The 14,153-nt window shown below is 71.6% G+C and carries 10 protein-coding genes; 5 read left to right on the forward strand and 5 right to left on the reverse strand.

Annotated elements, in window-relative coordinates:
* Nucleotides 1–222: 222 nt before the first annotated feature.
* Nucleotides 223–3,366 (reverse strand): isoleucine--tRNA ligase, encoded by a 3,144-nt coding sequence (gene ileS / locus ACZ4MH_RS20785; protein WP_351599356.1) that lies wholly within the window; start codon nucleotides 3,364–3,366, stop codon nucleotides 223–225.
* 618 nt (nucleotides 3,367–3,984) lie between these two features.
* Between ileS and ACZ4MH_RS20790 the strand changes: the two genes are divergently transcribed.
* From ACZ4MH_RS20790 to ACZ4MH_RS20805, 4 genes are all read left to right on the forward strand, one after another.
* A complete protein-coding gene (locus ACZ4MH_RS20790) occupies nucleotides 3,985–5,082 on the forward strand; it encodes a TraR/DksA family transcriptional regulator (protein ID WP_467754626.1) in 1,098 nt (365 codons plus the stop codon).
* Between the two features lie 221 nt (nucleotides 5,083–5,303).
* On the forward strand, nucleotides 5,304–5,909 hold the full coding sequence (lspA, locus tag ACZ4MH_RS20795) for a signal peptidase II (RefSeq protein ID WP_351600909.1): 606 nt from the start codon (nucleotides 5,304–5,306) through the stop codon (nucleotides 5,907–5,909).
* A 93-nt stretch (nucleotides 5,910–6,002) separates the two neighbouring features.
* Complete coding sequence (locus tag ACZ4MH_RS20800) at nucleotides 6,003–6,944, forward strand: RluA family pseudouridine synthase (RefSeq protein ID WP_351600907.1); 942 nt, start codon at nucleotides 6,003–6,005, stop codon at nucleotides 6,942–6,944.
* Nucleotides 6,945–7,088: 144 nt separating this feature from the next.
* The gene (locus ACZ4MH_RS20805; protein ID WP_467754636.1) at nucleotides 7,089–8,663 is read left to right on the forward strand and encodes a Na+/H+ antiporter; all 1,575 of its coding nucleotides are present in this window, start codon (nucleotides 7,089–7,091) and stop codon (nucleotides 8,661–8,663) included.
* A gap of 16 nt (nucleotides 8,664–8,679) precedes the next feature.
* Here the strand turns inward: ACZ4MH_RS20805 and ACZ4MH_RS20810 are convergent, their stop codons facing one another.
* Nucleotides 8,680–9,756, reverse strand: coding sequence for a mechanosensitive ion channel family protein (locus ACZ4MH_RS20810; RefSeq protein ID WP_351600915.1), 1,077 nt, complete (start codon nucleotides 9,754–9,756; stop codon nucleotides 8,680–8,682).
* A gap of 94 nt (nucleotides 9,757–9,850) precedes the next feature.
* Here ACZ4MH_RS20810 and ACZ4MH_RS20815 point away from each other — a divergent pair, with 94 nt between their 5' ends.
* Complete coding sequence (locus tag ACZ4MH_RS20815) at nucleotides 9,851–10,441, forward strand: dienelactone hydrolase family protein (protein WP_467754627.1); 591 nt, start codon at nucleotides 9,851–9,853, stop codon at nucleotides 10,439–10,441.
* A 58-nt stretch (nucleotides 10,442–10,499) separates the two neighbouring features.
* Here the strand turns inward: ACZ4MH_RS20815 and ACZ4MH_RS20820 are convergent, their stop codons facing one another.
* The 3 genes from ACZ4MH_RS20820 to ACZ4MH_RS20830 all read right to left on the reverse strand — a co-directional run bounded on the left by ACZ4MH_RS20820 (nucleotide 10,500) and on the right by ACZ4MH_RS20830 (nucleotide 14,062).
* Nucleotides 10,500–12,137 carry an alkaline phosphatase D family protein gene (locus tag ACZ4MH_RS20820; protein WP_351600902.1) on the reverse strand — a complete coding sequence of 546 codons (1,638 nt, stop codon included), beginning with the start codon at nucleotides 12,135–12,137 and terminating at the stop codon, nucleotides 10,500–10,502.
* A gap of 117 nt (nucleotides 12,138–12,254) precedes the next feature.
* Nucleotides 12,255–13,100 (reverse strand): thioredoxin domain-containing protein, encoded by an 846-nt coding sequence (locus ACZ4MH_RS20825; RefSeq protein WP_351600899.1) that lies wholly within the window; start codon nucleotides 13,098–13,100, stop codon nucleotides 12,255–12,257.
* 128 nt (nucleotides 13,101–13,228) lie between these two features.
* The gene (locus tag ACZ4MH_RS20830; protein ID WP_351600896.1) at nucleotides 13,229–14,062 is read right to left on the reverse strand and encodes a thioredoxin domain-containing protein; all 834 of its coding nucleotides are present in this window, start codon (nucleotides 14,060–14,062) and stop codon (nucleotides 13,229–13,231) included.
* Nucleotides 14,063–14,153: the final 91 nt, after the last annotated feature.

Raw genomic sequence — 14,153 nt, forward strand, 5'->3', positions numbered from 1 at the left:
CAGGGCCGGGCCCCCGGGGATCTCCCCGGGGGCCCGGCCCTTTTCGCCTTCGGCGGGGGCCGGCATTCGCCGTTGGCGTCAGGTCGATGGCGGGCTGCACCGCCGTTGTGGTTGCTCGCGCAGTTCCCCGCGCCCCGTGCGGGGCGCGCCTGACACGCCGAGGTCCCCGGTACGGGTGTACCGGGGACCTCGGAACGGTGTGCGGGTGGCAGCCCCTGTGAGTTACACCTTGCGGAGGCGGAACGTCAGCGACAGCGGCTCGTCCGCGAACGGCTCGCCGAAGGTGTCGTCCGCCTCGCCGGAGACGAACTCCGTCGCGAGGACCTCGTCCGCGATCAGGGCCGCGTGGTCGGCCAGGGCCGTGCGGACCTCCTCGTCGGAGGACTCCCAGCGCAGCGCGATCCGGTCCGCGACGTCCAGGCCGCTGTTCTTGCGGGCCTCCTGGATGAGGCGGATGGCGTCGCGGGCGAGGCCCGCGCGGCGCAGCTCCGGGGTGATCTCCAGGTCCAGCGCGACCGTGGCGCCGGAGTCGGACGCCACCGACCAGCCCTCGCGCGGCGTCTCGGTGATGATCACCTCGTCCGGAGCCAGGGCGACCGTCTCGCCGTCGACCTCGACCGAGGCCGTGCCCTCGCGCAGCGCCAGCGACAGCGCCGCCGCGTCCGCGTTGGCGACGGCCTTGGCGACCGCCTGGACGCCCTTGCCGAACCGCTTGCCCAGGGCACGGAAGTTGGCCTTGGCGGTGGTGTCGACCAGGGAGCCGCCGACCTCGGAGAGCGACGCCAGAGAGCTGACGTTCAGCTCCTCGGTGATCTGGGCGCGCAGCTCGTCGGAGAGCGTCTCGAAGCCGGCCGCGGCGACCAGCGCGCGGGACAGCGGCTGGCGGGTCTTCACGCCGGACTCGGCACGCGTGGCGCGGCCCAGCTCGACCAGCCGGCGGACCAGGACCATCTGCGCGGAGAGCGTCGGGTCGATCGCCGAGGCATCGGCCACCGGCCAGGAGGAGAGGTGGACGGAGTCCGGCGCGTCCGGGCTGACCGGGACGACCAGGTCCTGCCAGACCCGCTCGGTGATGAACGGGGTGAGCGGCGCCATCAGGCGGGTGACCGTCTCGATGACCTCGTGGAGCGTGCGCAGCGCCGCCTTGTCGCCCTGCCAGAAGCGGCGGCGGGAGCGGCGGACGTACCAGTTCGAGAGGTCGTCGACGAAGGCGGAGAGCAGCTTGCCGGCGCGCTGGGTGTCGTACGCCTCCAGCGCCTCGGTGACGCCCTGCACCAGGGAGTTCAGCTCACCGAGCAGCCAGCGGTCCAGGATCGGGCGGTCGGCGGGCGCCGGGTCGGCGTCCGTGGGCGCCCAGCCGGTCGTCCGCGCGTACAGCGCCTGGAACGCGACGGTGTTCCAGTACGTCAGGAGCGTCTTGCGGACGACCTCCTGGATCGTGCCGTGGCCGACGCGGCGGGCCGCCCACGGGGAGCCGCCGGCCGCCATGAACCAGCGCACCGCGTCCGCGCCGTGCTGGTCCATGAGCGGGATCGGCTGGAGGATGTTGCCCAGGTGCTTGGACATCTTCCGGCCGTCCTCGGCCAGGATGTGGCCCAGGCAGACGACGTTCTCGTAGGAGGACTTGTCGAAGACGAGGGTGCCGACCGCCATCAGCGTGTAGAACCACCCACGCGTCTGGTCGATGGCCTCGGAGATGAACTGCGCCGGGTACCGCTTCTCGAAGATGTCCTTGTTGCGGTAGGGGTAGCCCCACTGCGCAAACGGCATCGAGCCCGAGTCGTACCAGGCGTCGATGACCTCGGGGACGCGCACGGCCTCGAGCGAGCAGCCCTCGTGGGTGCAGCCGAAGGTGACGTCGTCGATGAAGGGGCGGTGCGGGTCCAGGGTGGTCTGGTCGGTGCCGGTCAGCTCCGACAGCTCGGCGAGCGAGCCGACGCAGGTGAGGTGGTCCTCCGCGCAGCGCCAGATGGGCAGCGGGGTGCCCCAGTAGCGGTTGCGGGACAGCGCCCAGTCGATGTTGTTGTTCAGCCAGTCGCCGAAGCGGCCGTGCTTGACGGACTCCGGGTACCAGTTGGTGTTCTCGTTCTCCCGCAGCAGGGCGTCCTTGACGGCCGTGGTGCGGATGTACCAGGAGGGCTGGGCGTAGTACAGCAGCGCCGTGTGGCAGCGCCAGCAGTGCGGGTAGCTGTGCTCGTACGCGACGTGGCGGAAGAGCAGGCCGCGCGCGTCCAGGTCGGCGACCAGCGCCTCGTCGGCCTTCTTGAAGAACTGCCCGCCGACCAGGGCGAGATCCTCCTCGAAGGTGCCGTCGGGGCGGACCGGGTTGACCACGGGCAGGCCGTAGCCCTTGCAGGTCTTGAGGTCGTCCTCACCGAAGGCGGGCGCCTGGTGGACCAGGCCCGTGCCGTCCTCGGTGGTGACGTACTCGGCGTTGACGACGAAGTTGGCGCCTTCCAGCTCGACCAGGTCGAACGGGCGCCGGTACGCCCAGCGCTCCATCTCGCGGCCGGTGAAGGTCTGCCCGGTGGTCGTCCAGCCCTCGCCCAGCGCCTTCTCGACCAGCTGCTCGGCGACGACGACCTTCTCCTGGCCGTCGGTGGCGACGACGTACGTCACGTCGGGGTGCGCGGCGACGGCGGTGTTGGACACCAGCGTCCAGGGCGTCGTCGTCCAGATCAGCAGCCCCGCCTCGCCGGCCAGCGGACCCGAGGTCAGCGGCAGGCGGACGTACACCGACGGGTCGACGACCGTCTCGTACCCCTGCGCCAGCTCGTGGTCCGAGAGGCCGGTGCCGCAGCGCGGGCACCAGGGGGCGACGCGGTGGTCCTGGACCAGCAGGCCCTTCTTGAAGATCTCCTTCAGCGACCACCACACCGACTCGATGTAGTCGGGGTTCATCGTGCGGTACGCGTCGTCGAGGTCGACCCAGTAGCCCATCCGGGTCGTGAGCTCGGCGAAGGCGTCGGTGTGCCGGGTCACCGACTCGCGGCACTTGGCGTTGAACTCGGCGATGCCGTACGCCTCGATGTCCTTCTTGCCGTTGAAGCCCAGCTCCTTCTCCACGGCCAGCTCGACCGGGAGGCCGTGGCAGTCCCAGCCGGCCTTGCGGCCGACGTGGTAGCCCTGCATCGTGCGGAAGCGGGGGAAGACGTCCTTGAAGACGCGGGCCTCGATGTGGTGCGCGCCGGGCATGCCGTTCGCCGTCGGCGGGCCCTCGTAGAACACCCACTCCGGGCGTCCCTCGGACTGCTCGAGAGTGCGCGCGAAGACCTTCTGTTCCTGCCAGAAGTCGAGCACGGCGTGCTCGAGGGCGGGCAGGTCCACCTGCGCGGGCACCTGGTTGTACTGGGGTGTGGGACTCATCGGGGGCTTCCTCCGGCGGACACCGCTTGCTTGCTCCGACCGGAGGGACGAGAGCTGCTGCTCCCGCGGTACCACCCTCCTTGGCCGAGAAGGAACTCCTCGGCCCCCTCATTGGGGTCGCGATGCCGGGTCTAGTGGCCCCGGGAAGCCGCTGACGGCTCCGTGGGGCGTTCTTCCGGCGGCTCCGGGATGATCTTCACGTCGCGCACACCCCCGGGCTCCCACCGTCCCCGGGTCGCTCTTGGCTGCGTGCGGCGCTACTCGTCCCATCCACGCCTTTCGCTCCGCCCAGTGTACGGGGCGCGGGACGGGAGGGCCGACCGCTTTTCCGGGCTGCGCCGACTGAGGTACCGGCGGCGGGAAGCTTGACCCGAATGGCGATACGCACCGCGACGGAGCGCGGCAGGCGTACGAAGGGGCCGCCGCGCCCCTGCTGGGCCGCCGGATCGCCGTCGGATTACCGGGCGGAGAGCGGGGCACAACGGTTGCAGACCGGGCTCCCGTGCGGGGAGACCGGACGGTGGAGGGCGGTGCGTCCCGTTGCCGCGTGCTGTGAGTCGATTTATCGTTCCGGTCACGATTCGCGAGCAAGATCACATACGTGAAGGGATCGCGGCCATGGTGGCGAAAGAGACCGCCGCGCACGACAGCACGGCGGCGCACGGACGGGGCGCGCCGCCGGACGGAGCCGCGGCCGGGGAGCCGGCGACGGCCCCGGCGCCCGACCCCGTGACGGGCCGGCCGGACGAGGCGGCCCGGGCCGGCGGCGCGCCCCTCGGGCCGGCCGGGGCAGGGCACAGCTCCGGGACGAAGCCGCCCGCCAAGAAGACGGCGAAGAAGGCCGCGGCGAAGAAGACGGCGACCGGGAACGCGCCGGTGGGGGAGGACGCGGCGGAGGACGCCGCGGCCGAGGAGGCCGCGACGGGGCACGCGCCCGCGGAGACGGCGCCCGACGACACCGGGACCGACAGAACCGCGACCGGGAATCCGCCTCCCAAGGAGAGTGCGCACAAGAAGACCACGGGCAGGAAGGCCGCGGCCAAGAAGGCGCCGGCCAAGAGAGCCCCGGCCGGGAGGGCCACGGCGGAGCAGGCGTCCGCCGGGGACACCGGCGCGGAGGGAACGACGGCCGGTACGGCCGCCGGCAGGAGCACGGCCAGGAAGGCTGCACCGCCAAAAGAGGCGGTGCCCGCGAAGAAGACGGGAGCCAAGACGGTGGTGGCGAAGAAGACTCCGGGCGGGGCACCGGCCGCTGCGGTGGACGACAGCGAGCAGACGGCCGCCGCGACGGCCCTGCCCAAGGCGCGTACCGGCCCGGCGACCGCCGCCGAGCTGCCCGTACGGCCGGGCGAGGAGCCGTGGTCGGAGGCCGAGGTCGACGAGGCCCGTTCGATGCTGCGGGACGAGGAGGACCGGCTGCGCAACGAGATCCGGTCCTCCGAGGACGCCATCGCGGGCCTGATGCGGGACTCCGGCGACGGCGCGGGCGACGAGGCCGACACGGGTACGAAGAACATCACCCGCGAGCACGAGATGGCGCTGGCCTCGAACGCGCGCGAGATGCTGCTGCAGACCGAACGGGCGCTGGAGCGGCTGGACGCGGGCACGTACGGGCTCTGCGAGAACTGCGGCAAGCCGATCGGCAAGGCCCGTATGCAGGCGTTCCCCCGGGCCACGCTCTGCGTGGAGTGCAAGCAGAAGACCGAGCGCCGTTAGGGACGGAGCCCCTGGTTCACCGGTTTGCGCCTTCCCGCGGGGCAGCTTCTGTCCCGTGGGCGGGTGCGGCGCCGTACTGGCTGGGCGCGCAGTTCCCCGCGCCCCTTACGGGGCGCGCTCTCATCGGGGCGCGCCCTCATCGGGGTCAGACGTGTGCCGTACCCTCGGAGCTCAGCCAGGCGGGGGCCTGGCCGCGGACACGACGGGCTGAGGACTCACACGTGGCAGAGGCGGAGCGCATCACCGGTACGCCGGGCACCGGACCGGAGCCCGGGCAGGGGGACGGCGGGGAAGCCGCGGGGCAGGGCGCGGCGGAGGCAGGCGCGACGGCCGCGCCGCGCGGGCGGCGGCGGATCGGCGCGCTGCTGCTCGTCGCGCTGATCGTGTACCTCCTGGACCTGGGCAGCAAGCTGCTGGTGGTGGCCAAGCTGGAGCACCACGAGCCGGTTCAGGTGATCGGCACGCTGCTGCAGTTCGAGGTGATCCGCAACCGCGGCGCCGCCTTCAGCATGGGCGAGGCGCTGACCATCTTCCTGACGCTGATCGCCGCGGCGGTGATCGTGGTGATCTTCCGGATCGCCCGCAAGCTCTACAGCCTGCCCTGGGCCCTCGCGCTCGGCCTGCTGCTCGGCGGCGCCTTCGGCAACCTCACCGACCGGCTCTTCCGCTCGCCCGGCGTCTTCCAGGGCGCGGTGGTCGACTTCATCGCCCCCGCGCACTTCGCGGTCTTCAACCTCGCCGACTCCGGGATCGTGTGCGGCGGCATCCTGATCGTGCTGCTCTCCTTCCGCGGCCTGGACCCGGACGGCACCCTCCACAAGGACTGACCGGAGGCCGGGCTCGGGGCCGGATCAAGGGCCGCACCAGGGGCCGTACGGGACCCGGGCGGGAGCACGCGTCACGACTGCCATACTCGTGGGGTGAGCACGATTCCCGAGATCCGCACCCTGCCCGTACCGGACGGCCTGGAGGGCGAGCGCGTAGACGCCGCGCTGGCCCGCATCTTCGGCTTCTCCCGTACGAAGGCCGCCGAGCTGGCCGCTGCCGGAAAGGTCCGGGTCGACGGGGCCGAGGTGATGAAGTCCGAGCGGGTGCACGGCGGCGCCTGGCTGGAAGTCGAGATGCCCCAGGCCCCCGCCCCCGTGGAGATCGTCGCCGAGCCCGTCGAGGGCATGGAGATCGTCCATGACGACGACGACATCGTGGTGATCATGAAGCCGGTCGGCGTCGCCGCGCACCCCAGCCCCGGCTGGACCGGCACCACCGTCATCGGCGGCCTGGCCGCCGCCGGGTACCGCATCTCGACCTCCGGCGCCGCCGAGCGCCAGGGCGTCGTGCACCGCCTGGACGTCGGCACCTCCGGCCTGATGGTCGTGGCCAAGTCCGAGCGGGCGTACACCTCCCTGAAGCGGCAGTTCAAGGAGCGCGTCCCCGAGAAGCGGTACAACGCCCTCGTCCAGGGCCACCCCGACCCGCTCAGCGGCACGATCGACGCCCCGATCGGCCGCCACCCGCAGCACGACTACAAGTGGGCCGTGACCGCCGACGGCAAGCCGTCCGTCACGCACTACGACCTCGTCGAGGCGTTCCGCGCGGCCAGCCTGCTGGACATCAAGCTGGAGACCGGCCGCACGCATCAGATCCGCGTGCACATGTCCGCGCACCGCCACCCCTGCGTCGGCGACCTCACCTACGGCGCCGACCCCACGCTCGCCAAGCGCCTCGGCCTCACCCGGCAGTGGCTGCACGCCGTACGCCTCGGCTTCGAGCACCCGTCGGACGGCCGCTGGGTGGAGTTCGAGAGCAGCTACCCGGAGGACCTGCAGCGCGCCCTGGACCGGGTGCGCGCCGAGAGCGCCTGAGGCCGGCGGGCGGCTCCGTAGGCCCGGGCGGCCGCCACCGGAGGAGCCGCCGACGGGCGTTTTCCGGACTTCATGGCAGGCTTGATCAGTGATCGACTGATTTCGAAGCTCCGGAGCGTGCCTGCCGTGGACCAGCTGGCCCTGATGTTCGTCCTGCTGCTCGGGGCCGTGGTCATGGTCCCGCTCGGTGACCGGCTGGGGCTGCCCTCACCGGTGCTGATGACGCTCGCGGGCGCCGTGCTGGCCCTGCTGCCGTTCGTACCGAACGTCCACGTGCCGCCGGAGTACATCCTCCCGCTGCTGCTGCCACCGCTGCTGTACGCGGCGGTGCAGCGCACGTCCTGGCGGCAGTTCACCGCCAACATCAGACCGATCTTCCTGCTCGCGGTGGCGCTGGTGTTCGCGACCACCGCGGCCGTCGCCGCCGTCGCGCACAGCGTCGTCCCCGGCCTGCCGGTGGCCGCCGCCGTCGTACTGGGCGCGCTGGTCGCGCCGCCGGACCCGGTCGCCGCGACCGCCGTCGCCGGCAAGCTCGGGCTGCCCCGCCGACTGGTGTCGATCCTGGAGGGCGAGGGGCTGTTCAACGACGTCACCGCCATCGTGCTGTACCACGTGGCGCTGGCCGCCGCGGTCTCCGGCACCTTCTCGGCGCCGGCCGCGGTCGGCATGCTGGTGCTCTCCGCCGTCGTGGCCATAGCGGTCGGCGTGGTGCTCGGCTGGCTGGCCAACAAGCTGATGGACGTGGTCGACGACGCCACCCTCCAGGTCGGCCTGTCGCTGCTGGTGCCGTTCGTGGCGTACGTCCTCGCCGAGGAGCTGCACGGCTCCGGCGTGCTCTCGGTGCTCACCGCCGCGCTCTTCCTCGCGCACTACGCCGCCGACGCCGACGACGTGATGGGCCGGCTCGCCGGGCACACCTTCTGGGAGGTCGTCGACACCCTCGTCACGGGCGTCGCCTTCGGCCTGATCGGCCTGGAGCTGCACAACATCTTCGGCACCGCCGCAGGCCGCTGGCAGCAGCTGCTGGGCGCCTGCGCCGCCGTCATCGGCGTCGTCGTGGGCCTGCGGCTGCTGTGGCTGCTGCCCGCCGCGTGGCTGGCCAAGCGGATGCACCGGCACCGCATCGCGGAGGAGATCCCCACCAGCTGGCGGGAGACCATCGTGATGTGGTGGTCGGGGATGCGCGGGGTGGCCTCGGTGGCGCTGGCGCTGGCCATCCCGTACGAGATCGACGGCGGCAAGGCGTTCCCCGCCCGCGACGAAATGCTCTTCATCGCCTTCGCGGTGGTACTGGCCACCCTCGTCGTGCAGGGCCTGACGCTGCCCTTCCTGGTCAAGAAGCTGGGGGTGCGGGCCGACTCGGACGCCGAGGACGCGCTGGAGCGCGAGCTGGCGGTCCGGGTGGTCAAGGCGTCCCGGCAGCGGCTGAAGGAGGTGCTGGCCGAGGAGGAGCTGTCCGACGAGGTTGTCGAGCGGCTGTCCCGGAGCACGTACGAGATGGGCGCCCGCATCTCGCCGGACATCGTGGACGACGAGCGGCGCGAGGGCTACGACAAGCGCATCGCGCGCGTGAAGAAGGTCCAGCGCATCCAGGGCGAGCTGCTCTCGGCCGCGCGCCACGAAGTGCTCTCCGCACGCAGCGAGCCCGGCTCGGACCCGGAGGTCGTCGACCGGGTGCTGCGCCACCTGGACGTGCGCAGCCTGCGCACGCCCTCCTGAGAGCCTTGCCGAAACGCTACTTCTCCAGGGAGGGCCGGGGCCGCGGCGCGTGCTCCAGGTCGGGAGCCGGGGCGGTCGCGATGCGCGGGAGCGCGTACGGGTGCGCGTCCCGCAGCCACGTGATCATCTGCTCGCGCACCTCGCAGCGCACCGTCCAGATCGCGTCCGCGTCCCGGGCGGTCACCAGCGCCCGCACCTCGATCGTGGTGGGCGTGGTGTCGGTGACCACCAGGGTCTGCGCCCGGCCGTCCCAGGCGTCGGAGTTCTTCAGGATCTCCTGCAGCTTCTCGCGCATCTCCTCGACCGGCGCGCTGTGGTCGAGCTGGAAGAAGACGGTGCCGGTCATCTGCGCGCCGCCGCGCGACCAGTTCTCGAACGGATTGCTGGTGAAGTACGAGACCGGCATGGTGATCCGGCGCTCGTCCCAGGTCCGTACGGTCAGGAAGGTGAGGGTGATCTCCTCGACCGTGCCCCACTCGCCGTCCACCACGACCGTGTCGCCGATCCGCACCATGTCGCCGAAGGCGATCTGCAGGCCCGCGAAGAGGTTGCCGAGCGTGGACTGCGCGGCGACACCGGCGACGATGCCCAGCACGCCGGCCGAGGCCAGCATCGAGGTGCCGACCGCGCGCATCTCCGGGAACGTCAGCAGCATCGCGGCGACCGCGACGACCGTGACCACCGCGGTGACCACCCGCTGGATCAGCGTGACCTGCGTACGGACCCGGCGGACCCGCGCGGCGTCCCGGGCGCCCGCCGCGTACCGCGAGTACGAGGACTCCACGATCGCCGCCGAGACCCGCATCGCCAGCCAGGCGGTGGCCGCGATCAGGACGAGGGAGAGCAGCTGCCCGATGCCGGCGCTGTGCGCGTCGATGATCGCGAGCTTGGTCCGGTCGAAGGTCCCGCGCAACAGTGCCGTCAAGAGCACCACTTGGAGCGGTATCCGGCAGCGCCGCAGCAGCCCCCACAGCGGGGTGTCCGGGCGCGCGGCGTCGGCCCGGCGCATCGCCAGGTCCGCCGCCCACCCCAGGGCGAGCGTCAGGGCGACCGAGCCGCCCACGACGATCAGCGGACGCAGTACGTCCTCCATGGACACGTGATTCCTCCTGGTCGGGGTCCGCTTCCTGTCGACCGTAACTGGCACGATGGAAGGAGTGCGATCCATCGACAGGGAAGTGAAACCAGTGACCGGCTCTGCGGCGACTCAAACCGTCATTCTGTTCCATTCTGTGTACGGGCTGCGGCCGGCTGTACAGGCGGGCGCCGAGCGGCTGCGCGCCGCCGGTCACGAAGTGATCGTTCCCGACCTGTTCGACGGGCGCACCGCCGACACCATCGAGGACGGCATCGCGATCAAGGACGAGATCGGCAAGGACGAGCTGCTGCGGCGCGCGGTGGTGGCGGCGGCCCCGTACTCCGAGCGCGGCGTGGTCTACGCGGGCCTGTCCTTCGGCGGCTCCGTCGCGCAGACCCTGGCGCTGGGCGACGCGAAGGCGCGCGGGCTGCTGCTGATGCACGGCACGTCCGACATCGCCGACGACGCCTCCGTGGACGAGCTGCCGGTCCAGCTGCACGTCGCCGACCCCGACCCGTTCGAGCCGCACGACTGGCTGAACGCCTGGTATCTGCGCATGCAGCGGGCCGGCGCCGACGTGGAGATCTACCGCTACGCCGGGGCCGGGCACCTCTTCACCGACGACGGGCTGCCCGACCACGACAAGGAGGCCGCCGAGAGCGCCTGGAAGGTCGGACTGGGCTTCCTCGCCGACCTGTAGCCGCGGACCTGTAGCCGCCGGCCGCCGGGCGCGGGCCCGGCGGCCGCAGGGGTCCCGCTCAGATCACCGGCCCGTCGGCCCGCTCCACGCGCTGGGTGCCGCTGAGCGTGCGGTACGAGCGCACGAGCGAGGCCGTGGCGTTCCGGTCGGCCTTGTCGGAGACGGCGAAGTAGTCCATCTGCGTCCGCTCCGCCGTGACGTCCAGGACGCCGTAGCCGTGGCTGTCCATGTCCAGCCACTTCACGTGCCGGTTGGCGGCGCGGATGGCCGCGGCGGCGGGCAGCGACACCGTGTGCGGGGCGACGTGCAGGGTGTCGTCCAGGTTGTCGGAGGTGACCGAGGTGACGACGAACTCGGTGGCCACCGGATCCTGCCCCGGGTACGTCGCGGCCTTGAGCGGCACGTCGTTGGCCCACGCCATGTGGATGTCGCCGGTCAGGAAGACGGTGTTGCCGATGGACCGGTCGCTGAGGTGCGACAGCAGCTCGCGCCGGTCATCGGTGTAGCCGTCCCACTGGTCGGTGTTGACGGCCAGCCCCTCCTTGGGCATGCCCAGCACCTCGGCGAGCGGCCCCAGCAGGTGTGCGGGCACGGACCCGAAGGCCACCTGCGAGATCATCACGGAGGTGCCGACCAGCCGCCAGGCCGCCGCCGAGCGTTCCAGCCCCGCCTTCAGCCAGTCCAGCTGGGCGCGCCCGGTGATCGTGCGGCCCGGGTCGTCGGCCCGGCCGCTGCCGATCGGCGGCTGTTCGTCCCGGAAGCTGCGCAGGTCCAGCAGGTGCAGGTCGGCGAGCGTGCCGAACTGCAGGCGGCGGTAGGTGGTGCCGGCGGTGGAGGGGCGTACCGGCATCCACTCGAAGTACGCCTGCTTGGCCGCGGCCATCCGCGCCGCCCAGTCGCCCTCGGTGTCCGGCGTGTGGTTGTACGCGCCGCCCTTCCAGGCGTTGTCGGCGAACTCGTGGTCGTCCCACATCGCGATCACCGGGTGCGTGGCGTGCATGATCTGCGCGTCCGGGTCGGTCTTGTGGACGCCGTGCCGGATCCGGTAGTCGGCGAGGGTGAGCAGCTCGTGACCGGGGGAGTGCGGGCGCACCACGTACTTCGGCGCCGGGTACTCGCCGGTCTTGTACTCGTAGAGGTAGTCGCCGAGGTGCAGTACCGCGTCCAGTTCGGTGCGGGCGGCGAGGTGGCGGTACGGCGAGAAATAGCCGGACTCCCAGTTGGCGCAGGAGACCACGCCGAAGCGGACGTTGGCGGCCGAGCTGCCCGCGGCGGGCGCGGTGCGGGTGCGGCCCACGGGGGAGTGGACGCCGAGCGCGGTGAAGCGGAACCAGTAGGTGGTGGCGGGCGAAAGTCCCCGTACGTCCGCCTTGACGGTGTGGTCGGTGGCCGCCGAGGCGGTCGCGGTTCCCCGCGCGACCACCTTGGCGAAGCCCTTGTCGGCGGCCACCTGCCAGCGCACCTCGGTGGCCGGGCCCTTGCCCGAGCCGGGCAGCGCGTCGGCGCCGGGGGTGACGCGGGTCCACAGCAGGACGCCGTCGGGCAGCGGGTCGCCGGAGGCGACGCCGTGCTGGAAGGGGGCCGCGGCGGCGGGCTCGGCGGCGCGCGCGGTGGCGGCGCCGAAGGGCAGCAGGGCGGCGGTCGTGGCTACGGCCGTGACGGCAGTACGGCGCGAGATCTGGTCATGATCGGTCACGGCCGATCACCCTACTGGCTGGTAAGTGGTCTGAGGGGTACGGATTCCATCGAATCCGTGAACCCGTACCCCGATCACCGCACCCGCGCCGTCACTTCTCCGGACGGGCGGCCGCCGTCACTTCTTCGCCGGGCCGAACTCCCCGTCGATCATCTTCTTGAAGTTGGCCTGCGCGAGCTTGTTGTACTGCGCCTGCGTCATCTGCTGCTGCGGGATCTGCGCCATCTCCAGCTTCTTGTCCCCGTGCATGAAGGTCGGCGTGCCCTTGACGTTCTTGCGGCCGAACAGCCCGGCCATCTCCATCGCCCAGCGGTCGTACGTGCCGCCCTTCACCGCCTGCGCGAACTTCTTGTCGCCCTTGAGCTCGGGCACCTGCTCCGCGACCTTCAGCAGCGCGGAGTCCTTGGCGTAGGTGTCCACGCTTTCCTCGGGGTGGTTCTTCACCGAGTACAGCGCCTCCTTGTAGTGGAGGAACGCCTCGGGGCTCTTGTCCAGCGCGGCGCCCAGCGCGCTCAGCGCGTTCTTGGAGCCCTCGCCGCCGCCCATGTCGTCGATGAACGCGTACATCGTGAAGCGGACCTTGTAGCGGCCGTCCGCGATGTCCTTCAGGAGGACCTTGCCGGTGGACTGTTCGAAGGCCGCGCACGCCGGGCAGCGGACGTCCTCGAACACCTCCAGGGTGTCCTTGGCCTTCTTGTCGCCGATGAGGATCTCGGTGCCGTTCTTGCCCTGCGTGTGCGCGGGCTCGACCAGCTTCGCCTCCTTGGCGGCGTCCCAGCCGGTGGGCTCGTTGGCCTTCATGACGCCGTAGCCGATGCCGCCGGCGATCACCAGGACGCCGAGCACGCCGCCGCCGACGGCGAGCTGGCGGCGGAGTTTCGCGCGCTTCTTCTCCCGCTCCCGCTCGGCACGTATGCGCTCACGGGCGGCGGACTTGGCGGCCTGGCTGTTGCGGTTGCTCATTCGGTCCCCTCCATGGCCGGGAGTCTGCCACGGTGGCCGGCCGCCGCGGGGTCAAGATTCGGCAACAGCCGGCGGGCGGACGGATCATGTACCGCCCGTGCGCCCGCCGGCCGTCGCCGCCGCTTCCGCTACTTCTTCAGGCTCTTCGCGACCAGCGAGTTGAACGCGTCGACCGTGGACGGGGCGCTCTGCCCGTCGGCGGACAGCAGCTTGCCGTTCAGCTTCAGGGTGGGCGTGCTCCGCACGTCCTTGGCCTTGTTGAACGCGTCCGACATGGTCAGCGCCCAGCGGTCGTACGTGCCGTCCTTGAGGTGCTTCTGGAACGTCTTGTCGTTCTTCAGCTCCGGCACGGTGTTCGCGACCTTGATCAGGTACGCGTCGTCGGCGAACTTGTCCGGGCCGGTCTCCTCCGGGTGGTACTTCTTCGAGTACAGCGCCAGCTTGTAGTGGAGGAACGCCTCGGGGCTCTTGTCCAGCGCGGCGCCCAGCGCGCTCAGCGCGTTCTTGGAGCCGGTGCCCTGGAGGTTGTCGTCCAGGAACGTGCCCAGGTGGTACGAGGCGTTGTACTTGCCGTCCGCGATGTCCTTCTCGACCGTCGCGCCGACGTTCTGCTCGAAGTTGGCGCAGCCGGGGCAGCGCGGGTCCTCGTAGAGATCGAGGGTGTTCTTGGCGCCCTTCTCGCCGATCGTGACGGTCGTGCCGTCGGCGCCGGAGGTGTGGGCCGGCTTGACCAGCTTGGCGTCCTTGGCCTTGGCCCAGGTGTCCTCGGGGCTGCCGTCGCCGCCGCCGCCGGACTTGGCCACGGCCAGCCCGATGCCGCCGGCGATGGCCAGCACCACGACGATCGCGCCGCCGACCGTCAGCTGACGGCGCACCTTGTCCTTCTTGGCCTGCCGCTCGCGCTCGGCGCGCAGCCGCTCACGGGCTGCCTGCTTGTTCGCCTGGCTGTTGCGGTTGCTCATGATCGTGTCGCTCCAGGGGTCTGCTGGTGCCGGGGCGGCGCCGGATGCGGCGTCCTGCGCCCCGCACGGGGGTACGGAAGGGGACCGGTGA

It is taken from the genome of Streptomyces sp. NPDC026301 (genome assembly GCF_055567935.1).

Bases quoted from the DNA above. Each gene is read 5' to 3' on its own strand.
- ACZ4MH_RS20805 (WP_467754636.1), top strand. From the start codon at position 7,089: ATGTTCGTCCTGCTGCTCGGGGCCGTGGTCATGGTCCCGCTCGGTGAC.
- ileS (WP_351599356.1), bottom strand. From the start codon at position 3,366: ATGAGTCCCACACCCCAGTACAACCAGGTGCCCGCGCAGGTGGACCTG.
- ACZ4MH_RS20830 (WP_351600896.1), bottom strand. From the start codon at position 14,062: ATGAGCAACCGCAACAGCCAGGCGAACAAGCAGGCAGCCCGTGAGCGG.
- ACZ4MH_RS20825 (WP_351600899.1), bottom strand. From the start codon at position 13,100: ATGAGCAACCGCAACAGCCAGGCCGCCAAGTCCGCCGCCCGTGAGCGC.
- ACZ4MH_RS20790 (WP_467754626.1), top strand. From the start codon at position 3,985: ATGGTGGCGAAAGAGACCGCCGCGCACGACAGCACGGCGGCGCACGGA.
- ACZ4MH_RS20810 (WP_351600915.1), bottom strand. From the start codon at position 9,756: ATGGAGGACGTACTGCGTCCGCTGATCGTCGTGGGCGGCTCGGTCGCC.